The organism is Kitasatospora sp. NPDC018619, from assembly GCF_044391605.1.
In the GTDB taxonomy this organism is placed as follows: Bacteria; Actinomycetota; Actinomycetes; order Streptomycetales; family Streptomycetaceae; genus Kitasatospora.
The window spans coordinates 215,081-240,772 of sequence record NZ_JBISAI010000002.1; the positions used below are offsets into that span (position 1 = coordinate 215,081).

A 25,692-nucleotide genomic window follows, 5' to 3' on the forward strand; every position below is an offset into this window, starting at 1 on the left:
TGGTGGTCCCGGCCACCGGATGGCGGCCGTTGGTCCCCCTGCCTCAGGGCCGGGGGAAGTCGGTGATGCCGGGCAGCGGCACCGGGCCGAGGACGGCCTCGTGCAGCGCGACCAGGACGCCGGCGGCGCCGGTGGCCAGGTCCGCCGACAGGCGCATCGAGCGCCGGCCCGGGAAGGCGAGGTGGCCGCGATGGCCCATCACGTGCCACTCCAGCAGCCGCAGGTGGCGCTCGGCCCCGTCCCGGTGCCCGCCGCGCAACAGGTGCAGCACCAGCCCGGCGCGGCCCTCGAACAGGCCGGCCGCGGCGATCAGGTCGGGCCGGCAGGCGCGGTCGGCGGCGGCGGTCGCCCGGGCGAACCGGTCGGGCAGCCGGTGCGCCCCGCCGAGCCGGGCCAGCTCGGCGACCAGCCGGGCGGTGCCCACCCCGCCCGCGGCCAGGTACGGCAGCTTGCGGCGGTGGCGGTCCTCGACCAGGAAGAGCATCCCGTCGGTGATGTCCGCCCCGTCCAGTTCGCGGCCGAGCGCCGCCTCGGCCGCCGTCAGCCAGCGCTGCTCGCCGGTGTGCCCGTACAGCCGCAGGAACAGCGAGGCCTGTCCGCTCCAGCCGTCCAGCAGTCCGCGCAGCCGCGGTGCCGGCTCCTCCCGGGCCAGCTCGTGGCCGAGGGCCAGGGCCCGTCCGGCGAGCCGCTCCCGGCCGAGCGCGTCGGCCAGGTCGAGCAGGCCGAGCGCGATGCCGGCCCGTCCGGAGCCGAGCCCCGGGTCGGCCGGGGCCTCGGTGGCGAGCAGCCGCTCGACCAGTGCGCCGGCCTCCTGCGTCGCCCCGAGCCGGGCCAGCGTCCAGGCGATGCCGGTCAGGCCGTCGTACAGGCCGGGCGGCAGGTCGGCCGCGGCGTTCGCACGGGCCACCAACCAGTCGGTGTGCTCGGGCGGGGCGGGGCGGCCGCAGGCGCGGAGCGCGTACAGGACGCCGGCCGCGCCGTAGGACAGCCCCAGGCCGCCGTGGCCCGGGCCGAACTGTTCGACGTCGCCCGGGAAGAGCCGGTCCGTCCGGTCCGGGGTGGCCGTCGCCAGGACGCCCGCGGCCAGCGAGTCCAGCGCCGGGAGCCAGGCCGCGGCGTCCGACGCCGGCTCCTGGGGCCAGGCCGGACGGGCCGGCCCCGCGGCGCCGTCGGCAGTGCCCGGGGTGCGCTCGGTGGCGCCCGCCGGCAGCCTCCCGCCGGCCGCCCGGTGCAGTGCCTCGGCGACCTCGGCCCCGAATCCGGCGGGCACGGGGTAGCGGCGGGAGATCTCCCGGCCGGCCAGCTCCGCCTTGCCGGAGTCCAGCCCGAGCTGGATGTTCAGCGGCAGGAAGAGGTAGAGCCGCAGCGCGGCGAGCGCGTAGGCGTCCACGGCCGTCCCGCGCCGGGCCGTCGGGCAGACGAAGCCGGGCGCGCCCAGCGGGGGAGCGGCGGGGTCGTCGGCGGGGAAGGCGATCTCGAAGTCGACCAGCGCGCAGCGCCCGTCCGGCCGGACCATCACGTTGTTGGGGTGGAGGTCGCCGAAGACCAGCCCGCGCTCGTGCAGTGCCGTCAGCATCCCGCCGACCTGGTCGAGCACGTCGAGCGCCCAGGCGGTGTAGGCGGCCAGCTCGGCCTCGTCCGGGTCGGGGCGGGTGAGCGGGCAGGTGCGGGTGAAGACGTCCTCCAGCCGCTCGCCCTCGATGTACTCCTCCACCAGGTAGTGGTGCTCCCAGACCCGGCGGTACTCGTACAGCGCGGGCACGAAGTTCACCCCGGCGAGCGCCTCCAGCACCCGGCGCTCGCTCAGCAGCCGCTGCACCGCGTCCCGGCCCGCGTGGTCGAGCCCGGCGTGCGGGCGGGCCTCGCGCAGCACCACCGTGCGGTCGTCGCGCCGGTCGGTGGCCAGGTAGATGCCGCCGCCGTTGGAGAAGTGCAGCGCCCTGACGACCTCGAAGGGGAAGTCGGCCGGGGCCTCGGCCTCGCGCTCGGCGTCGGCGGCGAGCTGGGCCCGGACGGCCTCCGGCACCGGCGCCCAGTCCGGCACGGTGAAGACGGTGCCCCGGGTGTCGGGCACCAGGGAGCCGTCCGGGCCGCGCATCGCCGGGACGCGCCGGCCGTGCTCGTCGGTGCAGTGGCGCTCGACGAAGGAGCCGTAGCGCAGGTAGAGCGGGCCCTCCCGGTAGCGCAGGTCGCTCAGCACGTAGGGGCCGGGGACGCCCTTCAGCAGGGTGGACAGGTCCTCCAGCACCCGGGTCAGCCGGGTGTCGTCCTCCGGGTAGAGCGTGATCAGCTTGCCGCTGGCGCGGCGGTCGGCGTACTTGCTGTTCAGGGCGAGCACGGTGGCCCGGCCGCGCAGGAACTTCCAGGCCAGCCCGTGCTCCAGGCAGTACGCCAGGACCTGGTCGACGACCTGCTCCGCCTCGGCCGGGGTGGCCGAGACGTGCACCTTCCAGCCCTGCTCGGGGAGCCGGGCGTGTGCGGGGCGCAGGCTGACCCAGGGGCCGTGCTCGTGGCGCTCCCAGCCCGGCGGCAGCGGGGCGGTGGCGGCGGCGAAGCGGTCGTCCGCACGCTCGGCGCGGGCGGGGTCGTCGTAGAACAGCGGGTCGGCGAAGCAGTGGCGCTCGTAGCGGTCGTCCATGGTGCCCGCCTCAGCCCGCGGTCCGCGGCGGGCACCCGAACGCGCCCGCTCCGGTGGCCGGCCGGCCGTCGGATGTCGTCGTCATGGGAGCCCCCCGGGTGCGTCGGTCCCGCCGGTCGCGGGCTGCTTCCGACCCTGCCAGCCGGGGTGCGCCGGGTCGACGGATCCGATCCGCCACCTTCGTGCCTGGCAGTTTGCGGGCGGGTCCGGGGCGACGGCCGGCCAGGGGGCCTGCGGGGCCTGCGGCCGGGAACGGCGGACGGGACGCTCCCCGCGCGGGGAGCGTCCCGTCCTGGTGGCGCGTCCGGCGGACGCGCGCCCTACGCCTTGCGGAGCCGGTCGATGATGCCGTCGATGTCGCGCCGGAACATGTAGTCGCGGATGACGTGCCCGCCCGGCTCCTCGTGGGCCTCGTACGGGATGCCCGCGCCGTCGAGCAGGGCGCGGAACTCCCGCTGGCCGGCCAGCACCGCGCTCTCGTTGAAGGTGTCGAAGGGGTTGGTCGGGTCCGGGCTGGTGCCGGCGACCAGGAAGACCCGCTTGTTGCGGTAGCTGTCCAGGCGCTCGACCGGGTTGTCGGCGGTGACCCTCGCCTGGTCCCACAGCGGTGCGCCGTAGACCGTGCCGCCGGCCAGGTCCTTGGCCGCGGAGGAGACGTTGGCCCAGTGCACGACGGCGCCGTTGTCCCGGCGCAGGCTGGCCGGGCCGGAGTGGGAGCTCACCGAGGCGAAGTGGCCCCAGTACTTGGCCGCGTACTTCAGGGCGCCGAACCCGCCCATGGAGAAGCCGGCCACGGCGCGCCCGTCGTACTCGGCGTAGGTGCGGAAGTTGGCGTCGACCCACGGGAGGAGCTGGTTGAGGTGGAAGCTCTCCCAGTTGCGCGGGCCGACGTTGGTGCTGACCGGGTTGGAGTACCAGCCGGCCTGGCCGCCGTCGGGCATGACGACGATCAGGGGCTTGCCGGCGGTCCAGTCGCGCACGCCCTGGCGGTCGAACTCGATGAAGTCCTGGAGGCCGCCGTGCAGCAGGTAGAGGACGGGGTAGGTGCGCCCGCTGGTGTGGTAGTCGTCCGGGAGCAGCACGTTGACGGCCGGCTGCCAGCCGATCTCGGCGGTCGCGAACCGGTAGTACCACATCCGGGCGTCGGCCTCGTTGCGGTCGGTGATGCGCAGCCCGAAGCCGTCGTCGGCCGCTCGGGCCGCCGAGGCCGTCGCGAGGACGCCGGCACCACCGAGCGCCAGCGCCGCGGAGAGGCCGCCGGCGGCCTTGAGGACGTTCCTCCGGGTGGGACGGTGGGTGCTCAACACGACCTCCGGGTGGGGGCGGGCGGCCGGTGGAGTTCCGCCCTCGACTGGTGGGTGGGGCGGCTCCGGCCGCCCGGCGACTCCAGCGTGGGGGGTGGCGCAGCTCCGTTCGCGGGGATCGGGCGGCCTGTCCGGAACGCGGGGGGCGGAGTGTCCGAAAGCGGTCAGTGGCCGAACGGGCGTCCGGCGGCGCCGATGCTCTGTACGACCTCCGGTACCGGTTCCCGTCCGGGCCGCCGCCCGGTGGCCAGGTAGCGGCCGCGGACCGCGGCGACGATCTCGGCGCTCGCCTGCCCGTTCCCGTACGGCGAGGGCAGCCGCGCCAGCCGTTCGGCGCCGGCCTCGTCGGCGAGCACCTCCCGCAGGACGCGGGCGAGTTCGTGGCCGGGGCGGGCGAGCCGGGCGAAGCCGGCCCGCACGGCCTCGGGCCGCTCGGTGGAGTTGCGCACCACCACGAGCGGGCGCTTGAGCACCGTGCACTCCTCCTGGACCCCGCCGGAGTCCGACACCAGCAGGCGGCAGTGCCGGGCCAGGGCGAGGAAGCCGGGGTGGTCCAGCGGCGCGATCCGGCGCAGCCGGGCGAGCGGGCCGCGCAGGCCGAACGCCTCCACGGCGCTCCTGGTCCGGGGGTGCAGCGGCAGCAGCACCGGCAGGTCGAGGGTGGCGAGCTGGTCGAGGATCTGGGCGAGCCGGGCGGCGTCGTCGGTGTTCTCGGGGCGGTGGATGGTGGCGAGCACGTAGCCGCCGGGGGTGACGCCGTGTCCGGTCAGGACGCGGTGGGCCTCGGCCTCGGTGGGCAGCGTCTCCAGGGTCGCCTCGACGACGGTGTTGCCGGTGATCACCACCCGCTCCGGGGCGATCCCCTCCCGCAGCAGGTGCGCCGCCGCCGTCGCGGTGGGCGCGCAGTGCAGGTCGGCGAGCGGGGCGATCAGCCGACGGTTGGCCTCCTCGGGCATGCCGGGGTCGAAGGAGCGCAGGCCGGCCTCGACGTGGACGACGGGTATGCCCGCGCAGTGCGCCGCCAGGGCGCCGGCCGCGGCGGTGTTGGTGTCGCCCTGGACGACGACCGCGGCCGGCGGGCGGGCCGCGAGGTGGTCGCTCAGCGCGCTGACCATCCGGCCGATCTGCCGGCCGCGCGGCTCGCCGCCGACGCCCTTCAGCAGGTGGTGCGGGCGGGGCAGGCCGTACTGGGTGAAGAAGGCGGTGCTGAGGGCCGGGTCCCAGTGCTGGCCGCTCCAGACGATGCGGGCCTGCGGACCGAGGAGGCGGGCCACCCCGGCGAGTTTGACGATTTCCGGCCGGGTTCCGAGGACCAGGGCGACATCGGTCGAGGACATGGCGCTCCGAAGGGGCGAGGGGTGGGGAAGTAGCAGCAGACGATATGGGGGGATTCGCAAGAAATATCCACACAGGGGGACGTTGTCACCCACTTGGCCGATACGGGCCTCCGGCGAAGCCCGTACCGGCGGCAGTCGTTCGTGTGCCGCCGCATCAGGGCCCGGCGCGCCACGGCCACGTGGCGGGCCGCTCGCGCCCCCGTGTACCGGCCCGCTGCCGCCGCTGCCCGGCCGACTGCGGCAAACGGGTGATTTCCACCCGAATGGGCGCGGCGGATCTATCAGATCATCCGATCGGCCCAGCAGCATACGGCTCCAGATCGCAACGACAGATCGCAACGACAGATCGCAACGACCGGGACGCCCGGTCACGACGAGAGGGACCCCATGTACGGACCCATAGGCGGCGGACTCCCCCCGGCGGCGGCCGGCGGCGGCGTGCTGGCCTCCACCGGCTCGCCCGCCCTCGGCGTCGTGGCCGCGGTCGGAACCGCCCTGGTGCTGCTGGGGGTCGCCCTGCTGCGCCGCGGCCGGCTGGCCGCCGACCGGGACGGGCGGAGCGGGCGAGCCGACCGGTCCGACCGGAAGCGCGACGGCCGGTAGCCCCGCGCCCCGCCGCCGCGCCCCGCCGTCGCCCGCCGACCCGCCGTCCTCCCGAGGGGTGTCCCCGTGACCGCAGACGTGTACCCGCAACCCGCCCGGCCACCGCGGCCGGCCCGCTCCCCGCTGCCGCGGCCCGGCCGCGCCCCGCTGTCCGGCCGGGTGCTCGCCGGGGTGGCCGGCCCGGCCCTGCTCGGCCTGGGCGGCGTCCTGGTGGCCGGCGAACGCGCCTACCGGTTCCGGGAGATGGCCGGGGCGCGGTGGCTGGCCGAGCACGCGCTCGGCCTGCGGGCCCTGCTGCTCGCCGCCCCGGACGCGCCGGTGCTCTACGCCGGCGACGCGAGCGGGTACGGGCGCGGGATCGCCCTGACCACCGGGTGCAGCAGCGCCCTGCTGATCGCCCCGCTGGCGCTGCTGGCCGGAGTCCTGCTGTTGTTCGGCACCCGCCGCCCGAGCCGCGTCCTGCTCGGCTTCGCGCTGGCGGCCGGCCTGGTCGTCGCCGCCAACCTGGGCCGGCTGACGCTGATCGTCGCCATGCAGCACCGCTACGGCGACGAGGGGTTCGGCTGGACGCACGTGCTGTTCGGCTCGGTGCTGATGATGGCCGCCGGCCTGGCCGCCCTGCTGCTCTTCCTCCTCCTGGTCACCCGAACGTCCACCCGCGACACCGAGGCCGGTGCATCGTGACCCTGCTCGACCTGTCCGTCTCCCTCTCCTTCGTGCTGGGGATCGGCTTCCTCGCCTACGTCACGGTGATCGTGCGCAACTTCCTGCGGGCCGGCCCGGACGCCCCGGGGGACCCGAGCCGCTTCGACTGGCACTTCCTCATACCCTGCCGGGACGAGGAGGCCGTGATCGGCACCACCCTGGACTACCTCGCCCGGCACTTCCCCCGGGCCCGGGTCTGGGTCGTCGACGACCACTCCGAGGACCGCACCGCCGAGGTGGTGCGGGCCCGGGCGGCCGAGGGCCGGCCCGTCCACCTGGTCGGACGGCGGCTGCCGCAGGCCCGCACCGGCAAGGGCGACGCCCTGAACGCCGCCTACCGGGCGGTCGAGGCGTGGCTGCCGCCGGACGCCGACGCCGAGCGGGTGGTGCTGATCGTCCTGGACGCCGACGGGCGGCCCTCCCCGGGGATGCTGGAGACCTTCGCCGGGGCGTCCTCCTTCGGCGACCCGGCCGTCGGCGCCGTCCAGGTCGAGGTCCGGATGTCCAACCGCGACGTCGCGGTGCCGCTGCCCCGCCGGGGGCGCCTGGCCAACCGGTTCGCCCGGCTGCTGGCCAGGCTCCAGGACATCGAGTTCCGCGGGCCGATCTCCGCGATCCAGATCACCCGCCGGCACACCGGGACGGTGAACGTGGGCGGCAACGGCCAGGCCAACCGGCTCAGTGCGCTGCGCTCGATCGGGCAGGCCGACGGCGCGCCGTGGGGCGGTGCGCTGCTGGAGGACTTCGAGCTCGGGCTGCGGATGATGCTGGCCGGCTGGCGCAACGGCTACACCACGACCGCCTGGGTGGACCAGGAAGCCCTCTGGAACGTCCGGCAGCTGATCACCCAGCGGGTCCGCTGGGCGCAGGGCTCGATGCAGTGCGCGCCGTACCTGCGGAAGGTCTGGGGCTCCCGGGAGTTCACCACCCTGGGCTTCCTGGAGGTCCTCTACTTCATGGTCCAGCCCTGGCTCCAGGTCGTCGGCCTGGTGGTCTACACCGTGCCGATCGCCGCCTTCGGCTACAACATCGTCCGCTACCCGCAGTTCGTGCTCGCCTTCCTCGGCCAGGGCGGCGCCGTGCTGATCGCGCTCTACCTGGCCCTGGGCGTCGCCGAGTTCGCCCTGTGGGGGCCGCTGTACCGGCGCCGCAGCGAACCGGGCACCAGCCGCCGGGCCGCGCTGGGCTACGGCCTCGCGCTCGCGGTCTACGCCGCGACCACCTACCTCGTCGCGGTCCGCGCCTTCTGGCGGATCGTGCGACGCAAGGGCTCCTGGCAGAAGACGGCCCGTACGGCCGGGCCGCTGCCGGCGCCCGCCGCCCAGGAGACCGCCACCGCCTGAGCGCTCCGGACTTCTCCCCGGCCGGTGAGGCCGTGGCCGCCCCGTGCGCCGCGGCCGGCCGGCGGAGTCGACGCACCACCCCCTTCCTGCCCGCACGGCGCGGACACGCCTGTCCGCCGTGCCCCGTCCGAAAGGCCAGACCCGTGAGAACCCGTCCCCGCAACCGTGTCCTCGCCGGAACCGCGCTCGCCGTCGGCGCCCTCACCGTGGCGTCCCCCGCGTACGCCGCACTGCCCGCCCCCACGGCCGACGCCTACGTCGTCTCCACGGAGGCACTGGGCGGAATGGTCGCCGTGGCGCCGTCACCCGAGTCGGCCTACCCGTCCGGCGGCACCCGGACCCTGGTCGGCCTCAACGTCGGTCCGGTGGCCACCGACTCCACGCTGACCGCGACCACCGCCGGGAACCCGGCCGACGGCACCGCGTCGGCCTCCGCGACGGTCGACAAGCTCGGGCTCGACCTCGGCCTCGCCTCGGTGGCGCTGACCGGCGTCAACTCGACCTGCACCGCCACTCCCACCGGGGCCACCGGCAGCGGCCTGATCGCGGGCGGGTCGGTCACCGTCGGCCTGCTCCCGGTCAACCTCCAGGCCGACGCCCCCGCCAACACCAAGGTCGACATCCCGCTGGTCGGCTCGATCGTCCTCAACGAGCAGACCACCGACGCCGACGGGGTGCTGACCGTCAACGCCGTCCACCTCACCCTGCTGCCGTCGCTGAACGGCGCCAACCTGGTGATCGGACACGCCTCGTGCGGCGGCGCCGAGCCCGCGGCCGCCGTCCCGATGATCGACCCGTCCGTCGCGGGGGCGGGCGGCGGGGCGGTGCTGGCCGGTGTCCTGGCCACCGTCTACGTCCGCCGCCGCCACGCCCGGACGGCCGCCTCGGGCGCCTGAGCCGGCAGGAGGAGGGAAGGGCCGGCGGCCGGTCCGTGAGCGGGGCCGGCCGCCCGCCCTCCCGCGGTGGTCAACTCGGCCGCCGGCGCCTCCCCCTGACGTGTGAGGCGCTGCTGCCGGCTGACGGACGGCGGGGACGGGACCCCTCCCACCGGCACCGGGCCGCCCCGGCCCGCCCGGGGCGCCCGCCCCGCACCCCGCACCGCGGCGGCGCCCGCGGCCGGGACCGTCCGCCCCGACCGGTCGGTCGCCTACCCTACGAACGGGCCGGCCCCACCGGCCGTGGCCGCTCTAGGAGGAGTCCCGTGCCGTCCTGCGACCCCAAGCACGCCCCCGTCGGCGACGTGAGCGCGGCGCTCATGGTCGTCGACTCCCGGCTCAAGGCCGTCTACGACGGCAGGTCCGGGACGACGCCCGAGCACCAGCGGTTGGTCGACCAGCTCACCGCGTCCTTCGGCCCGGAGCAGGCCGAGGCGCTGGTGGAAGGCGCCTGCACGCTGGTCTTCATGTACATGAACTGGCTGCGCTCGGCCTTCGAGCAGCAGGAGGAGGACGTGATCGAGCACGCGATCCCGAGCCTCGTGGCCACCATGCGGATGATGCCGAGGACCTTCAGCCCCGAGGTCGTCCCCACCATGGCGGGCCTGCTCATCGCGGCCGGCACCGGACTGAGCCCCAACCTCTGGCGCGCCCAGTACGGACCGTGGACCAAGGAGGAGATGAACCCGCTGGAGGCCACGGTGGTGCTGCTCGCGGAGTACATCAACCGGATCTCCGGCAACGGCGAGGAGTTCGCCACCAGGCTGATCACCGACGCGCTCTCCCAGCTGGACTAGGGCGTGTCTGACAATTCTCGCCGGGTGCGCGGCGAATTGTCAGACACGCCCCAGAGCACGCAACGCGCCGGTGGCGCCGCCCCGGCCTGGGGTGGCGCCACCGGCGCGTTCGAGGGTCCGGGCGGGCGTCAGCTGTGGCGGCCCGGCCGGCGGTAGGCGACGAAGCAGAGGGTGCCGCCGCCGACGAGGGTGATGGCGCCGAGCGCCCCGACCAGCGTGTCGGAGGAGGAGCCGCCGGTGGGGGGCAGCGTGCCGCTCTCCGACGGGCGCGGGGTGTGGGGGCGGCTGTGGGTCGCGCTCGGCGAGTGGCTCGGCGAGTGGCTCGGCGACGGGGACGGCGAGGAGGTGGGGGAGGGCGACGGACTCGGCGACGGACTCGGGCTCGGCGAGGAGGTCGGCGAGGAGGTCGGTGACGGCGAGGGCGAGGGGCTCGGCGAGGAGCTCTGGAGGATCACGCCCATGTCGAGGTCGAGGTAGCGCTGGCCGCCGCCGAGGGTGACGACCTGGGTGAGGCCGGTGGCCGGGTCGGCGTCGGAGTCCCTGGCCGGGTCGGTCCCGGCGTGCCGGGTGGTGGCCTTGGCGCCCCGGGGCAGCGTGGCCAGGTCGAACCGGACCTGGTAGCTGCCGTCGGGCAGGTGGTCGAAGAGGTAGTGGCCGGTCGCGTCCGTGACGGTGGTGACGGGCTTGCCGTCCTTGTCCCGGACGGGCTGGCCGGAGCCGTCGAGCAGGTGCACGGTCACCCCGGCGATGCCCTCGTCACCGGGCTTCTGGACGCCGGAGCCGTCCCGGTCGTGCCAGACGAAGTCGCCCAGCGCGTTGTCGGAGGGTGCGACGCGCTTGACCGCGACGCCGACCTTGGCGGGCTCGGCCGGCAGCAGCGGGCGGCCGGCCGCGTCGGTGGCCGTGTAGGCGAAGCTGTTCCACGCGTAGTCGCCCTCGGGGGCGTCGTAGGAGGCGACCATCGGCCAGGTGAGCGTGAAGGACTCGCCGGGGGCCATGGCGCCGGGGCGGTGGACGCGGAACCAGGTGGCCGTGCCCGGGCCGGGGAAGGTGGTGCTCCAGACCGCCGCGCTGTTGCAGCCGGTGCGGTCGGCGATCACGGCCTCGACGCAGGGGTCGGGGTCGGTGCTGTACTCGATCAGCACGGTCGGGTCGCTGGCGGTGATCGGCCGGCTGAGGGACGGCGTCCAGGTGCTGCCGCGCTTGGCGTCCTGGGTGAGCACGTAGTCGTCGCCCGGGGCGGGCAGCTGGTCGTAGGCGACGAACTCGCTGACCGGGTCCGGCGAGTCGTTGCGCACGGTCATCCGCCAGGAGGTCTGGCCGCCCGGGGTGGCGGTGCCGATGCTGACGTAGTCGGCGTCCAGGTCCCCCTTGACCTCCTTGTAGGAGCGCAGCACCGCGGGTACGTCCACCCGGATCCGCGAGGAGGCGTGGCACAGCAGCTCGGTGGTGTCGCCGTTGCCGTTGAGGTCGAGCACGTCCGGGGTGCTGCCGCTGTCGGAGCCGGAGTACGTGCAGGAGACCGGGTGGGTGGGCCGGTCCACGGTGACGTAGACGTCGTTGGTCAGCTCACCGGCGCGGACGCTGTTGGCGACCTGGACGTCGAAGAGCATCCGGTAGGCCAGCGGGTCGTTCAGGTACGTCGAGTCCGGCGCGCCGGCCGGCCACTCCATCCGCAGGACCTGCCGGCCGTCCGGGCCCGGGGTCACCGTGATCGACGAAGGGGCCCTGGCGTCCGGGTAGCTCGGGTCCGGCCGGGCCGAGCCGTCGATGTAGACCACGCCGGCCGGCAGCACGTCGTAGAGGACGAGCGGGCGGTCCAGGTCGTGGGCGCTGCGGTTGTACGGGATGACCTCGAAGGTCGCCGTCCCGCCGGGCGCCGAGAGCTCGCCGGCGACGGTGGTCTTGGCCGCGCCGAGGTTGGTCGCCGGGGTGACGGTGGTCCGGGCGCAGGCGTTGGCCGTCGCGGTGCTGGTGCCGTCGGTGGCGCTGGTGTCCACGCAGTTGGTCAGCGGCGCGGGGGCCTGGCGGCCGTCGTGGCCGGGGGTGGCGACCTGGGTGACCAGCTGCACCGCGTTGCCGGGGCTCCAGCCGGTCGGGATCGGGCCGTCCCAGGTGAGCCGCAGCCCGTCCAGCCACCGCCCGGCCGGGATGCCGAGCACGTCGTCGGCCGGGGAGCCCGCGCCCGTCCCGAAGGTCACCCGGCGGGCGGCGGAGCCGTCGAACGGGGCGCCCGGGGTGAAGGTGTGCCAGGTCGGGTCGCCGTTGAGGCGGTACCGGAGGGTCAGCCGGATGCCGGCCGGGTTCCACGGCTCCAGCTGGATCGACTGCGGGAAGACCCAGTTGTAGATGCCGTCGGTGGAGCCCGCGCCGGGGTCGGTGATGGTCAGGCTGGTGGCCGGGCCGGAGGTGTTGGTGGCCGACAGGCTGAAGGAGTTGAGGTCGCCGGAGGTGGTCGTCTCGCGCCAGGACTTGCCGGCGGTCACCTGCGCCCCGGTGACCGGCGGCCGGAACTGGCCGGTGGTGGTGCCGGCGGTGTCCAGCGGCCGTTCGGCCTCGGTGAGCGGGGCGCCGAGCAGGTCCACCGTGTTGTCGGAGGTGGTCCCGTCCGGGAAGGAGGCCTCCGGGTAGTGGACGACCAGGGCGCCGGGCAGGCGGCAGCCGCCGCGCCCGTTGCCGGACACGAACGGGCCGATGTCGTAGCCCCAGGTGTTCGGACCGGGCGCTACCTGCGACCAGCCGGGCGAGCGGCCGGTGTCCACCACCGCGCCGGGCGGCAGGGTGTCCAGCAGGCGGCTGGTGTCCAGGTCGACGTTGGGCACGTTGTCGGTGGCGCAGGCACTGAACCGGTAGGTGACGGTGCGTCCGTCACTGCTGGAGGCCTGGATGCCCTTGGTGACCGTGTACTGCGGCTGCACCTGCGCCCTGGTGCCGGCGGCGGCGGTCTGCGAGGTCTCGCCGGTGGCCGACATGGTGGCCGAGTTGGTCGAGGCGGTGCCGTTCGGGGTGCTGAAGTTGGGGTACTTCATCGTCACCGAGACGGTGGCGGTGGTGCCCGGGCTCAGGTTCTGCAGCCGGATGTCCATGGTGCCGCCCATCGCGCCCGCGGCGGGCACGGTGGAGGCGGCCACGTCCACCGTGGACGGGTCCGGCGTCCAGCCGAGGAACTGCATGTTCGCCGGCAGGGTGTCGAGGATCTCCCCGCCCGTGCACTCGGTGATGGAGCAGGTGTAGCGCAGGGTGAAGGTGACGTTCTCCCCCGGGGAGGCGGTCGCCTTGTCGGCGCTCTTGGTGAAGGAGATCGCGGCCTGGGCCGGCGGGGCCAGCACGCTGCTGCTCAGCAGCGTGCCCGCCACCAGCGCCAGGACCGAGGCGATCCGCCCGGTCCGGAGTGGAAGTCGCATAGCGGGCAGTCCAACGGATCGCGCCCTCGCCCCGATCGGCGACACGAGGAGCGGTGGCCGCCAATCACCTGCTCGGCGGTCGCCCGACCGGTGCGGTGCCGGGCCGGTCAGCCGAACATCACGCCGGTCTCGCGGGCCAGGACGTCCAGTCCGTAGCGGGTCACGTGCTCGGCGTTCTCCGGGTCGATGGTCCGTACGCCCTCGGCGGCGAGCCGCTCGTTGATCGTCTCCAGGTGCCGCTGGACGATCTGCTTCTCGGCCTCGGTGGTGCGGCCCTTGTGCGGGCGCCCGGCGTGCTCCAGGCTCGCGTAGTCGACCCGGTCCCGGCCGGAGGGCAGCGCCCGCCCGGCCGCGGCGGGGCGGGCGGCGGGGCGGGCGCCGCGCAGCACCTCGGCCATCGGCGCGGCCGAGGCGAGCCGGTCGAAGGCCGCGGCCTCCATCACCACCGTCTGCGGCTCCGCCCGGTCCGGGTGGTGCAGCTCGACCGTGACGAGGTCCAGCTCCAGCTCCCGTACGCCGTCCAACTCCCCGGCGAGCGCGTCGATCTCGACCGGACCGTCCGTCAGGTCGGGGTGCCGGAGCACCACCATCCGCACCAGGTCCCCGTCGTGCTCCGCGTGCCTGCCGGTCAGGTCCGAGAACCTGATGATCTTCTGGCCCATGTCTTCCTCTCCTGCCCCTGTGATCAGCCGAGAGCCTACGCCCGGATGATCATCCGCGGGAAAGGCGGCGGCCGGGCCCGGGGATCACCCCCCGGGCCCGGCCTCACCTGTCCTGCGTCGGTGGAGCGTCGGTCAGGCGCCCGCCGCGGCTCAGTACCGCGGGTTCACCCGGTAGATCGGACGGTCCGGCACCCACCAGTGGCTGGAGCGCCAGATCCCGAAGGTGAAGATCACCCCGTGGCTGCCGCGCTTGTTGGCGGCCTTGATGAACTGCTTGCCGACCTTCTTCATCAGGTAGGACAGCGCCCACAGGACGTAGCCGGCGGCCCGGGCGGCGATGTGCGGCAGCTTGCGCAGGATCTTGGAGATGGCCTGCGAGACCTTGCCGGAGACGTACAGCAGGGCGCCGATGGTGTTGCCCTCGGCCCGGCTGAAGTACGCGGTCCACTTCTTGCGCCAGGACAGGCCGGTCAGGTCGTCCATGGTGATCGGGTCGACCGGGTAGCCGTAGGCGTTCGGCGAGCCCTCCAGGACCGGGTCGGTCTGGAGGAACCGGCCGGTGGTCGCGTCGTACAGCCGCACGCCCATCAGGGTCAGGCCGGAGAGGCTGTCGTTCTCGCGCTGCGCCCCGCCGAGCCAGCCGTACTCGGTGGTGCCGGTGGAGTCGACGGTGTTGCCGTACTCGTCGTAGTGGTAGACGGCGAGGTCCTCGGTGCCGTCCGGGGACATCTGGACGGACACGTCGCCGTGCAGGTTGGTCAGCAGCAGGACCGCGCCGCCGTCGGTGCCGGTGGCGGCGGTGAGCTGGCCGGTCAGGTCGAGGACGTTGCGGGTGAGCTTGCCGGCCGCGTCCTTGGACCAGGACGGGCTGTCGTTGCCGCCGTCGAAGTGCCGGGTGTCCTGGGCCGTGACGCTCCAGGTGCCGTCGGCGTTCCTGGTCTCGGTGGTGGAGGCGGCGAGGCGGCCCGAGGCGTCCAGGTCCCAGGTGCGGCGGGCGTCGCCGAAGGTCTCGGTGCGGACCAGGTCGTTGGTGTAGTAGCCGACCTGGGTGCCCTTCGGCAGGGCGGTGGTGCGGCCGAAGGCGTCGTAGACGTAGCCGGCGTCGGTGAGGCGGTCGGCGGTGTCGTAGCCGTGGGTCTCGGCCTGGGTGACGGCGTCGGCGGTGGCCGGGTCGCAGTCGTCGGTGACGGTGGTGCGGTTGGTGCGGTTGCTGCTCTTGTCGAACGCGTAGCTCCGGGTGGCGCAGGCCAGGCCGGTGCTGTCGGCGGCCTTGGTGAGGCGGCCGGTGGCGTCGTAGGTGTAGCTGCTGGTGGTGCTGTTGCCGTCGCTCTGGGTGCGGCCGGCCTGCTGTCCGTGGACGGTGTAGTCGGCGGTGTCGGCCAGCAGGACGGTGCCCGCCTGGTTGGTGTAGGTCTTGCCGGTCTGGATGCCCCGGCTGTCGTAGCTGCTGGTCAGGGTGTTGCCGCCGGGCATGGTCTGGGAGACCAGCCGGCCCTCGACGTCGTAGGCGGCGGTGAAGGTGCCGGCCACCGAGTCGGTCAGCGAGGTGGGCAGGCCGCGCGGGTCCTTGGCGGTGTCGTAGCCGTAGGTCACGGTGGACGGCACCGAGTCGGACTTCTTCACCGGGCGGTCGAGCTTGTCGTACTCGGTGGTGGTGACGTTGCCGGCGCCGTCGTCGTAGGAGACCTGGCGGCCGAGCTTGTCGTAGCCCTGGGTGATGGTGGCCTTGCCGTTGTTGATCGTGGCCAGCTCGCCGGTGGCCGGGTCGTAGCCGAGCACGGTGTCGGCGACGGCGGTGCCGGTGCCGCCGGTGACGGAGATCCGCAGCGGGCGGCCGGCCGCGTCGTAGCTGCGGGTGGTGGTGCGGGTGACGCCGTTGGCGGTCTCGGTCTGGACGGCGACGTTGCCCCAGCGGTCGTACTGGAAGGTCTTCGTCGGCAGCTGCGGCGGGTTGCCGCCGCCGGTGGCCTGGGCGGCCGGGGCGACGGAGCAGACCAGGTCGGCCCACTCGGGGTGGCCGGCGCAGGCGCCCGTCCCGGTGCCGGTGTAGTAGGTGGTCACCGTGGTGGCCGCGTCGGAGCCGGTGGAGTTCGGGCGGGACTGCGAGGTCACCCGGCCGCTGGCGTCGTAGCCGGTGGCGGTGGTGATCTTCAGGCCGGCCGGGTCCTGGACGGACCGGGTGGGCAGGCCCTGGGCCCAGTCGTAGCCGGTGGCGGTGGTGCGGGTGTCGGCGTCGGCCGCGTAGCCGTCGATCCGGGCGCCGACCGTCACCGAGGTGGCCAGGTCGCTGACCGCGGCGGTGGCCGGGCGGCCCTCGTCGTAACCGGTGACGGTGTGGGCGCGGGCCGGGACCTCGTCGCCGGCGGCCAGCGCCGGGCTGGTGCCGGAGGCCGCCAGGTCGTGCTCCAGGGTGACCAGCTGCAGCGGGTCGTACTGCTCCAGCAGGCGCTTGCCGTCGGCGGAGTAGAGCGAGGTGGAGGAGAGCACCTGGGCGCGGTCGGCCGTCGAGCGGCCGGCGATGCCGAGGGCGCGCAGCTTGTTGAGGTCGCTGCCGGTGGTGGCCAGGGCGAGGATGCGGTTCTCGGCGGAGAGGGTCCGCACCGGGCTGCCGTAGGCGTTGTACTCGGTGGTGGTGATGCCGCCGCCGGGGGTGGCGGTGTTGACCTCGCGGCCGGAGGCGTTGGTGTACGTCACCGAGGCGCGGTTGTAGCCGGCGGTGCCGAGCGCCTTGCCGTCGTGGGTGGCCGGGACGGCGTCGGGCGGCAGCACGGCGGTGGCGTCGGTCGGGGCGTCGCTCTGGCCCCAGGCCGCGACGTCGGACGGCGCCAGCGGGTACGGCGCGTTGGCGCCGCTCAGCGGGACGTCGTAGACCAGCGAGGTGGTGGCGGTGCCGTCGGTGACGTCCTTGCTGCCCTGCTTCAGGGTGGGCCGGGAGGCGGCGAGCAGCATGCCCTCGCCGGCGGTGGCGGCGTTGCCGGCCTTGCCGTACTCCAGCGTCCACGGCAGCTCGCCGGGCTCGGTCACGGTGGTGACCCGGCCGGCGGCGTCGTAGCCGTAGGCGGTCTTCAGCGCCGGGCTGATCCGCGGGTCCCAGACCTCGCGCAGCCGGCCCTGGTCGTCGTACGCGTACTGGGAGACGACGACGGGGGTGGCGGTGGCGGCGCCGGGGTCGGTGGACCACAGGCGGATCTGCTTCACCTGGCCGGCCACGTCGCCCAGGGCGGACGCGGTGGCGGTGGTGGCGTCGGCGTAGACGTACTCCAGCACCCGGCAGCCGGCCGTGGACGGCACGGCCGCGCAGTTGGCGGAGGCCGTCGCCGAGGAGGGCGCGACGACGTACTTCGGGCGGGCCAGCGTCCTGCCGCCGGAGACGACCTTCTCCGAGACCACCGAGGTGGTGGAGTTGTCACTGGGCAGCGAGGAGGCGGAGGCCTGCCAGGTGGTGGCGGCCGGGTCGACCTTGGCGAAGGTGACGGTGGTGCCCTCGGTGTCCTTCAGGGTGAAGGAGCCGGAGAACGCGCCGGTCAGGGTGAGGTTCTCGGCACCGGGCTCGGGCTTCCAGCCGCCGGCCCCGGTGGCGGTGAAGCCGACCTCGGAGCCGTCCGCGGAGACCACCGACAGGGAGGTCGCCGAGGTCTGGCGGAGGTAGGAGTAGTCGGCGTCGGTGATCTCGGCGGTGGTGCCGGAGCTCCACTGCGGGCCGAAGATCGCCGCCTGGCCCTCCTGGGCCGAGCCGTTGGCGGGCCGGCGCGAGGAGAAGGAGCGCTCGGCGTGCAGGCCGAAGGCCTCGGCGTCGGTACCGGAGAGGGTGAGGTCACCGGTGAGGGTGTTCACCGAGCCCGGGCCGACCTTGGTCTCCGGCGCGGTGCCCGCGTTGCGGTCCACCGTGACGGTGTTCGGCTCGGTGGCGTCGGTGGCGGTGCCGTCGGTGAACACCGCGCGCACGTCGACCGGGCCGTTCTCGGCCAGGGTGTCGGTGATGTTCCAGGTCAGCGCGGCCGGCTTGCCGCCGGGGGCGGCGAAGGGCCAGGCCGTCACCGCCTTGCCGTCGGTGGTGGCGACGTTGGCGACCGGGACGTCCTTCCAGGCGTCCGTCTCGCCGCGGCGGTACTGGTAGCGCACCCCGGTGTAGGTGCTGTTGCCCTCGGCCAGCAGCGTGGTGCGGCGGGCCGGGCGCTCGCCCGCGCCGGGCGCGACCAGGGCGGAGCCCTTGCCCGCCGAGAAGGTGTACGTCTTGTCGGCGGAGACGTTGCCGGCCGCGTCCCGGGTGTGCGCGGTGACGGTGTGGGAGCCGGCCTTGAAGGTGAGCTTGGCGCTGACCGGCGTGCCGGTGGTCGCCGCGGTGACCCAGGCGCCGCCGTCCAGCTTGTACTGGAGGTCCTTCACGTCGCTGGTCGGCGGGGTGAAGGTGAAGGTGCCGCTGTAGTCGCCGTTGGCGTCCGGGGTGCCCGTCCACTGGCCGGCCGGGAAGTCCGCCGAGGAGACGGTGGTGGCGCCCGGCGCGGTGGTGTCCACGGTGAAGGTGCGGAAGGCCGACCACGCGCTGGCGGCGGTGCCGTCCCAGGAGCGCGAGCGCCACTTGTAGGCGCCCTGCGCCAGCTTGGTGCCCGGGGTCCAGGTGAAGGTCGAGCCGGAGGCCGCCATCGCGGTGCGGCCGGACTGGAGGGCCGCGGTGCCGCTCGACGTCCAGACCTCGAAGTCCAGCGCGATGTTCCCGCCGTCCGGGTCGGTCGCCTTCGCCGACAGGGCCGGCGTGGTGTCGTTGGTCAGCGCGGCGTTCGCCGGGGAGACCAGGGTGGAGACGGCCGGCGGGGTGTTGTACGTCACCGACAGGTACGGCGTGTTGGACGTCGCGTTGCCGGAGTTGAACTTCTTCCAGCCGTACGGGTCGGACTCGTCGGTGGCCCGGATGCCCAGGGTGTTGTTGGCGTTGCCGTTGTTGGCCCAGGCCTGGACCAGGGCGGTGATGTCCTGGTTCACCCAGCCGTCGTTGCAGGAGCTGGAGTAGCCCTTGGTCGCGGTGGAGGTGGCCCACTTCCGGTTCCAGCCGGGCTGCGCCGTCCAGCGGGTGGCCGTGGTGGCGGAGCCGGTGTCCCAGACCTCCCAGCTCTTGGCGGTGCAGGACCAGCTGTGGAAGTTCCACAGGTTGAGCTTGCCGCTGGTGATCTGCTTCCCGCTGATCTTCGCCATCGGGAACTGGAGGAACGAGCGGGCGATCTGGCCGGAGCCGTTGTTGCCCAGCTTCAGCTCCGTCTGCGAGGAGACGTCGGTGGCGTAGCCCTGCTGGACGAAGGTGTCGAAGCCGACGCCGATGTTGACCGCCGGGTCGATGGTGACCGGGTACGCGGTCTTCGGGTCGTTCAGGAACGCGGCGTCCGGGGTGAGCGTGAGGTCGATGGCGTCGCCGTGCTGGGTGACCTTCAGGGCGACCGGCGCGGTGCGGGTGTGGTCGCCGCTGCGCTCGTCGACCTGCGCGTCCCACATCACCGGGGCGGGCAGCTGGCCCTTCTCCTCGCCGGTCTTCGGGTCGAGGAAGGAGACCGAGTCGTCCGGGTTCTGCCGGGCCTGGAGGCCGGCCGCGTCCAGGGTCATCGTGACGGTGCCGTTGGCGCCGACCGCGGAGCGGTCCTTGAGCTCCAGGAACTGCTCGAAGCCCGTCCGGGTGGACTCGATGACCAGGTCGGTCGCGGTGAGCGCGTTCTGGTAGCGGGCCTTGGCGCCGTCGAGGACGGGGGCCGGCAGGGTGCCGCGCCAGGACAGCGACATGGCGGTGCCCCGGCCGTCGTCCAGGGACACCAGCGGCGTGGTCGGGGCCTTCGGGTCGCCCGCGGGGGCGCCGGCCGCCTTGAACGCCGAGGCGGCGGCGGGCGGGGTGGCGCCGGCCAGCGAGAGGTTCAGGGGGTGGCCCTTGGCCTTCACGGAGCCGTCCGGCTGCCGGACCAGGTCGGTGTCCAGCGGCTGGAGCCGCCCGGCCTTGTCCCGGTAGCGGACCGGGCCGGTGGCCAGGTCCAGGGTGGTGGTGCCGTCCGGGTTGATCCAGGTGGTGGTCGACTCGGTGCGCTCGTCGACCACCTCGATCCGGCGGTTCTCCAGCCGGGCCTTGAGGTGCGCGGTGGCGATGTCCTTGGCCTCGGCCGGGCCCTGGGCCTTGGCGGGCTTCGGGGCCTGCTCCGGGGTGACGGCGACGGCCTGACCGGTCGTCATGATGACGGCGGCGGCCTCGACGGAGAGCACCACCGCCAGGGCGACGGCGGTGTTGCGCAGCACGCCGTTGCGGCGGCGCGGTGCGGAGGGGGGCGGTGAACCGGCTTCGGGCCGGTGCTGCGGTGATCCGCCCGTGGGGCGTGACATGGAACTCCTCGGCTGCTCTGGTGGGTCGGTTCCGGGGGATGGCGTGGTCGGGGAAACGGGGGGACGTGGGCACGGCCGACGTGCTGAGGGCACGTCAGCCATGTCCGGGTAAAGCGCCAGTAATGAATCGGCCAAAGTCCGGGCCGGGTGGGACCGGTCGAAGGCCGCCCGCACGAGCGGAAAGCCGCTCGGGCGTGACGGTGGGGCGCCGGTGGGGGAGCGGAGCCCTGGGCGGGAAGGTCGGCGCGCCGGGTGGGAGAGGGGCGCGCGGGTGGGAGAGAGGGCGTGAAACGTACGGCCGGTGGGCGGTGCCCGGTACGGCTACCGGGGGTCGGGCGGGAGCCGGTCCGGGGCCGTCAGGGCCCGGGCCAGCAGGCCCTGCGCCCTCGTCCGGGCCGCGGTCTCGTCGGCGGCGCGGACGTAGAGGACCAGCCCCACGCCGTCCGGCACGGCGCGGGCGCGCACGTGCTCCAGGCCGTCGTCCGGGCCGGCGTGCGCCCACAGCGCGGCCTGGACCTCGGCGGCCTCCGCCTCTCCCGAGGGGGCGGCCGCCTCGGGCGGCAGGTTCAGGTGGACGGCGAACACCGCAGGTCAGACCTGCCGGACCGGGGCGCCGGCCGACGGCGCGTCCCAGGCGATGGACCGGGGAGCGGGGACGTCCCAGCCGATGGCGCCGGGGACGTCCCAGCCGATGGACCGGGGAGCGGGGCTGTCCCAGCCGATGGCGCCGCCCGGGCCCGGGACGGCGGCGGGCGCCGCGTCGGCGGCGGTCGGGGCGACGGCGAAGGCGGGTGCGGCGGAGCCGGCGACGGCGAGGGCCAGGAGGACGGCGGCGAGCGGGCGGACGGACACGGTGGAGTCCTGTTCTGTGCGGGAACTACGGTGAGAGAGGCCGTAGTTCTGGGTGTCCGGTAATTCGGGGAATGCGCGCACGGCGAATCATTCCGTTCCGCCCCCCGCCGCGGGAAGCGAATGCGGGGGCAGGATCAGGACAGGCAGCATGCTGCAACACCGCGCGGGGCAGCGGCGGAGCGTGGGCGCCTGACCGGATCATGCCCTTGCAAACGCGATCCGGGCAGCGGAAGGATCGGCTCCGGGCCGACCGGGTACACGGAGTCGTCCACGGGGATCAGGGGTCGTGAAGTGCTGGAACTGCTGGGGCTGGATGCCATTGCCGAATCCGTCTACCGGGAGATGCTCGCCGACCCCGAGGGTGGGGTGGCGGAACTCTGCGAGCGGCTCGGACTGTCCGAGGGCGCGGTGCGCGCGGCCCTCGACCGACTCGCCGACCTCACCCTGCTGCGGAGCTCCCGGGAGCGGCCCGGCACCCTGCGGCCGGTCAGCCCGGAGCGCGGGCTGGAGATCCTGCTGCGCCGCCAGGAGGAGGAGATCGCGCGCCGGCAGCAGGAGTTGGCCGCCTCCAAGGCGGCCGTGGCGCGTGCTCTCGGCGAGTACGCGAAGGTCCGGACGGACACCCCGGTCGGCGGCCGTGAGCGGCTGCTCGGCCTGGACGCCGTCCAGGACAAGCTGGAGTCGCTGACCGCCCGGCTGACCACCGAGGTCCTGGCGGTGATGCCGGGCGGTGCCCAGTCCGCGGCCAGCCTGGCCGCGTCCCGGCCGCTCGACGAGGACGCCCTGCGGCGCGGCGTCACCCTGCGCACCATCTACCAGGACAGCATCCGCGACGCCCCGGAGACCCTCGCCTACGCCCGCTGGATGGTGGGCCTCGGCGGGCGGGTGCGCACCGCGCCGGTGCTGCCGCCGCGGATGCTGGTCTTCGACCGGAGCACGGCCGTGGTGCCGATCGACCCGGAGAACACCAGGGCCGGCGCCCTGTGCACCAGGGAGCCGGGCATCGTCGCCTCCCTGGTCGCGCTGTTCGAGCATGCCTGGGAGACCGCCGTCCCGATCGAGGACCAGGACGAGGCCGCACCGGAGGCCCTGACCTCCGGGGAGCGCGAGCTGCTGCGGCTGCTGTCCACCGGGCTCACGGACGACGCGGCGGCCAAGCGGCTCGGCGTCTCGGTGCGGACGGTCCGGCGGCAGATGGCCGCGGTGATGGAGCGGCTGGAGGCGGCGAGCCGCTTCGAGGCGGGGCTGAAGACCGCCCGGCGGGGGTGGCTGTAGCCACCCCCCGCAGGGCGCGGCGGTTCCGTCCGCGGCGGCGAAGCCCGGCGGTCCGCCGCCGAAGCCGGACGCCGCGCCCACGGCGGCGTACGTGGCCGGGCTGACGGCGATCGACCCGGAGACCGTCAACGGCAGGCCGGACCGGGTGGTCCCGCGGGGCCGTGACCGGTGCACGTCGGCCGCCGAGTGGCCTGAGAGCCGGCCGGGCCGGTCGACCTGACGATCGGGCGGTTCACCTCGCCGCAGCACCCCGACGGCTTCGGGCCGGACAGGGCCGTCCCGATCCTGGCGGCCGTCCGGACGCACCTCCGCCCGACCTGCCGGGACCTGCGGTCGCCGGCTGCCCGGCCCGCCGAGGGTCAGGCGGCCGGCGGGTCCTCCGGCGGCGGGGCCGCGTCGGCGGATTCGGCCGCCAGGCGGTCCCCCTCGACCCGGGCGTGGAGGTGGTGGCCCGGGCGCCGGGGGAGGTCCTCGGCCGGATGGCGGGGAGGAAGGCGGGGGAGCGGCCGCGCGGTGCAGGTGCCAGGAGCCGAGCCGGACCAGGGCGGCGCGGCGCTCGGCGGCGCTGGTCTCGACGGAGCAGCGCTCGGCGGCGTACAGGCGCAGGAGGTCGTCGAGCCGGTGGCGGTCGCGTCCCTCGACGGTCAGCAGATGGGCGGCGGCCAGCCGGCCGAGGACGGGCCGGACGGCGGCGGCCGGGGCGCCGGCCAGCGCGGCGGCCTCCTCGGTGCCGATGCCGGCGGCCGGGAGCAGGGCGAGCAGCCGGAGCAGCCTGCGGGCCTCGCCGGGGAGCGAGCGGTAGGACAGGCCGACGGCGGCGCGGACCGCCGAAGTGGCGTCGCCCTCGATCCGGAGGGCGCTCAACCGGTGCCCGGCGTCGCGGAGTTCGGCGACGTGGTCGGCCAGGCTGCGGTCCGGGCAGGCGGTGAGCCGGCTCGCGGTCACGGCCAGGGCGAGGGGCAGTCGGCCGCAGGCCTCGGTGAGTTCGGCGGCGGCGCGCGGCTCGGCGCGGGTGCGGTGCTCGCCGACCGTCCGGGCCGGCAGTTCGAGGGCCTGGTCGCCGGGCAGGACGCCGAGCACCAGCGGTCGGGCGCCGTTGCGGACGGCCGGCCCGCCGAGCCGGGTGCGGCTGGTGACCACCGTGCGGCAGCCGGGGGCGCCCGACAGCAGCGGGCGGACCTGCTCGGCGTCGCGGGCGTTGTCGAGGACCACGGGCAGCCGGCGGTCGGCCGGCCGGGAGCGGTAGAGCGCGGCCGCCTCGTCCGCCGCCGGGGGGATCCGGTCGCCGGGCATGCCGAGGGCGCGCAGGAAGCGGGCCAGCACGGTGCGCGGGGCGAGCGGGGCGTCCACGGAGCAGCCGTGCAGGTCGGCGTAGATCCGGCCGTCGGGGAAGCGGCCCCGTACCCGGTGGGCCCAGTCGACGGCGAGGGTGGTCCTGCCGACGCCGGCCGGGCCCGTGAGCGTGCACCCGGCGGCGGGCGGGCCGGGTGGTGAGCCGGGCGGGTCGGTCTCCCGGGCGGTGAGCAGGGCGTCCAGGGCGCGCAGCTCCGGCGCGCGCCCGACGAAGGTGGCCAGCGCGGGCGGGGGTTCGGCGGGCGGCGGTGTCGGTGGCGGGGGCAGGAGGTGGCGGGGGCAGGGGGTGGCGGGGGTGGCGGGAGTGGCGCCTGTTCGGGTGCCCGCGGTGCTCCGACGTCCGTCGGGACGCGCCCGCCGACCCCGGCGGGCGCGTGCCGGCGGCCGGGTTCCGGGATTCGCCGACGGGAGCCCCGGGTACGCCGTACGCTCGGGCGCAGGCGGACGGCCGCCGCCCGGGACCCGGAGGAGGACGGCGTGGACACGGCTGCCGCACGGCGCGACACGGCTGCGGAGCGGCCCGGCGGGCCCCGGGTCGACCCGCTGCTCGCCGACCGGGTCACCGAGGCGCTCCTGCTGGCCGGGCTGCCCGTCGGGTACGGCGGGCACGGCCCCGGCGTCCACCTGCGCCCGGCCCGCCCGTACGACGACGCCGACCACTGCGCGGGCCTGATCGCCCTGCACTGGGAGCCCGGCCCCCGGCTGGCCGCCGCCGCGGCCATGGAAGAGCCCGGGCAGCCGGCCGCCGCCGCCCGGCGGGTCGTCGTCAGCACCATGCAGAACGCGCTCGCCGAGCTGCTGCCGGCCTTCGGCATCGAGGTCGCGCCCGGCCGGCCCGACGGGGAGACACGGGTCGGGCCCACCGGCGGCCCCGCCGCCGACTGGGACGTCCCGGGCCCGGCCCCGGCCGGTGCCCGCCCGCAGGACCTCGGCATCCGCGCGGACGTCGTGGACGCGGTGCGCCGCACCGCCGCACTCGCCGGCCTGCCGGTCGCCGACCACCTGCACGCGCCCGGCATCACCCTGACCCCGTGCCGGCCCGTCGACGACGGCGACGACACCACCGGCGTCGCCGACCTCCGCTGGAACCCCTCCCGCCGCCTGACCGCCGCCGCCGACGGCGACACCTCGGCGGCCGAACGGGCCGCCCGCGCCCGCACCGCCGCCCAGGACGCGATGCGGCACGCCTTCGGCACCGTCCTCGGCGCCTGCGGCCTCGACCTCCAGTGGCGCCGCCCGTCCACCCTCCCGTACCAGCTGCGCGCGTACGGTTCCGTCGAGCAGCCGCCGATCCGCCACTGACACCCTGTGGGGCGTGCCGCGCGGCGCCTCGGCTTCCCGGGGCGTTGGCCGTCCACCCTCCCGTACCAGTTGCGCGCGTACGGTTCCGTCGAGCAGCCGCCGATCCGCCACTGACACCCTGTGGGGTGTGCCGCGCGGCGCCTCGGCTTCCCGGGGCGTTGGCCGTCTGCGGCCCGTCGATCCGCCTCTGACGCACGAGTCTGCGGCTGTGGGTGGGGGCGGCCTGCCGTGGTCGGGGTCGTAAGAGTCCGGGCCGGGTGGGTGGCGTGGTCGAGTCGGTAGGCGTGCGGCTTTGGTTGGGCGTGGTGTGGTGCGGGGGTATGAGGTTGGTCGTGGGTGGCCGTCGTGGCCGGGCGGGCCTGCTGCGTCGATTCCGCGGGCCTGCTGCGCGGTGGTGGGGGTCGCTGGTTGTTGGTGGGTGGGAGCGGGGGTTCGCGTGTGGCTTCGGCCGTCTGCGGCTTCGTCGTGCAGCCGCTGACGGCTGCGGCCCTGGTCGGCTTGGAGCGGCCGGTGCCGTAGGAAGTCCGGGCCGGGTGGGTGGCGGGGTGGAGTCGGTAGGCGTGCGGCTTTGGTTGGGCGTGGCATCGTGCGCGGGTGCGGAGTCGGCGGTGGGCGTGATGGGCCGGGTGGGCGGACCGCGTCGACTTCGCGTACGTGTTCCCCGGGGTGTGGGGCGAGCCGGGTGGGCGGCAGGTTGTTGGTGGGTACGGGAGCGTTCGCGTGTGGCCGTGGGGCGCATCGGTGGGCGTGTGGCCCCGGCCGTCTGCGGCGCTGGCGGTCTGCGGCTTCGCCGAGTATCCGCTGATCGGCCGTTGGCGCTCGCGCTGTGGG

The 25,692-nt window shown here is 75.2% G+C and carries 15 protein-coding genes and 1 pseudogene; 7 read left to right on the forward strand and 9 right to left on the reverse strand.

What is annotated here, in order from left to right:
• Window positions 1-43 precede the first annotated feature (43 nt).
• The 3 genes from lanKC to wecB all read right to left on the reverse strand — a co-directional run bounded on the left by lanKC (window position 44) and on the right by wecB (window position 5,279).
• Window positions 44-2,638, reverse strand: coding sequence for a class III lanthionine synthetase LanKC (lanKC, locus tag ACH5AR_RS03525; protein WP_396299717.1), 2,595 nt, complete (start codon window positions 2,636-2,638; stop codon window positions 44-46).
• A gap of 320 nt (window positions 2,639-2,958) precedes the next feature.
• On the reverse strand, window positions 2,959-3,942 hold the full coding sequence (locus tag ACH5AR_RS03530; protein WP_396299718.1) for an alpha/beta hydrolase: 984 nt from the start codon (window positions 3,940-3,942) through the stop codon (window positions 2,959-2,961).
• A gap of 164 nt (window positions 3,943-4,106) precedes the next feature.
• The gene (wecB, locus tag ACH5AR_RS03535; RefSeq protein ID WP_396299719.1) at window positions 4,107-5,279 is read right to left on the reverse strand and encodes a non-hydrolyzing UDP-N-acetylglucosamine 2-epimerase; all 1,173 of its coding nucleotides are present in this window, start codon (window positions 5,277-5,279) and stop codon (window positions 4,107-4,109) included.
• A gap of 387 nt (window positions 5,280-5,666) precedes the next feature.
• On the opposite strand from wecB, the gene ACH5AR_RS03540 reads away from it, so the two are divergent.
• The 5 genes from ACH5AR_RS03540 (at window position 5,667) to ACH5AR_RS03560 (ending at window position 9,662) form a co-directional block, all read left to right on the forward strand.
• Window positions 5,667-5,882 (forward strand): hypothetical protein, encoded by a 216-nt coding sequence (locus ACH5AR_RS03540; protein WP_396299720.1) that lies wholly within the window; start codon window positions 5,667-5,669, stop codon window positions 5,880-5,882.
• Between the two features lie 66 nt (window positions 5,883-5,948).
• On the forward strand, window positions 5,949-6,566 hold the full coding sequence (locus tag ACH5AR_RS03545; protein WP_396299721.1) for an archaeosortase/exosortase family protein: 618 nt from the start codon (window positions 5,949-5,951) through the stop codon (window positions 6,564-6,566).
• Window positions 6,563-7,930 (forward strand): glycosyltransferase family 2 protein, encoded by a 1,368-nt coding sequence (locus ACH5AR_RS03550; RefSeq protein WP_396299722.1) that lies wholly within the window; start codon window positions 6,563-6,565, stop codon window positions 7,928-7,930. Before ACH5AR_RS03545 ends, ACH5AR_RS03550 begins: the two co-directional genes overlap by 4 nt.
• Before the next feature lie 143 nt (window positions 7,931-8,073).
• A complete protein-coding gene (locus tag ACH5AR_RS03555) occupies window positions 8,074-8,826 on the forward strand; it encodes a choice-of-anchor P family protein (protein ID WP_396299723.1) in 753 nt (250 codons plus the stop codon).
• Between the two features lie 359 nt (window positions 8,827-9,185).
• Entirely contained in the window at window positions 9,186-9,662 is a 477-nt protein-coding gene (locus tag ACH5AR_RS03560; RefSeq protein ID WP_396299974.1) for a hypothetical protein, read from the forward strand.
• 128 nt (window positions 9,663-9,790) lie between these two features.
• Here the strand turns inward: ACH5AR_RS03560 and ACH5AR_RS03565 are convergent, their stop codons facing one another.
• From ACH5AR_RS03565 to ACH5AR_RS03585, 5 genes are all read right to left on the reverse strand, one after another.
• Complete coding sequence (locus ACH5AR_RS03565; protein WP_396299724.1) at window positions 9,791-13,066, reverse strand: SdrD B-like domain-containing protein; 3,276 nt, start codon at window positions 13,064-13,066, stop codon at window positions 9,791-9,793.
• Between the two features lie 107 nt (window positions 13,067-13,173).
• On the reverse strand, window positions 13,174-13,728 hold the full coding sequence (locus ACH5AR_RS03570; protein WP_396299725.1) for a hypothetical protein: 555 nt from the start codon (window positions 13,726-13,728) through the stop codon (window positions 13,174-13,176).
• A gap of 150 nt (window positions 13,729-13,878) precedes the next feature.
• Window positions 13,879-20,079, reverse strand: coding sequence for a DNRLRE domain-containing protein (locus ACH5AR_RS03575; RefSeq protein WP_396299726.1), 6,201 nt, complete (start codon window positions 20,077-20,079; stop codon window positions 13,879-13,881).
• 321 nt (window positions 20,080-20,400) lie between these two features.
• Entirely contained in the window at window positions 20,401-20,664 is a 264-nt protein-coding gene (locus ACH5AR_RS03580) for a hypothetical protein (RefSeq protein ID WP_396299727.1), read from the reverse strand.
• Between the two features lie 6 nt (window positions 20,665-20,670).
• Window positions 20,671-20,931 (reverse strand): hypothetical protein, encoded by a 261-nt coding sequence (locus ACH5AR_RS03585; RefSeq protein WP_396299728.1) that lies wholly within the window; start codon window positions 20,929-20,931, stop codon window positions 20,671-20,673.
• Window positions 20,932-21,222: 291 nt separating this feature from the next.
• Between ACH5AR_RS03585 and ACH5AR_RS03590 the strand changes: the two genes are divergently transcribed.
• Complete coding sequence (locus ACH5AR_RS03590) at window positions 21,223-22,206, forward strand: LuxR C-terminal-related transcriptional regulator (RefSeq protein WP_396299729.1); 984 nt, start codon at window positions 21,223-21,225, stop codon at window positions 22,204-22,206.
• Window positions 22,207-23,190: 984 nt separating this feature from the next.
• Here ACH5AR_RS03590 and ACH5AR_RS03595 read toward each other — a convergent pair.
• Window positions 23,191-23,826, reverse strand: a pseudogene (locus ACH5AR_RS03595) (hypothetical protein); the annotation flags it as partial.
• Between the two features lie 210 nt (window positions 23,827-24,036).
• Here ACH5AR_RS03595 and ACH5AR_RS03600 point away from each other — a divergent pair.
• Window positions 24,037-24,861, forward strand: coding sequence for a hypothetical protein (locus ACH5AR_RS03600; RefSeq protein ID WP_396299730.1), 825 nt, complete (start codon window positions 24,037-24,039; stop codon window positions 24,859-24,861).
• The last annotated feature ends 831 nt before the right edge of the window (window positions 24,862-25,692 follow it).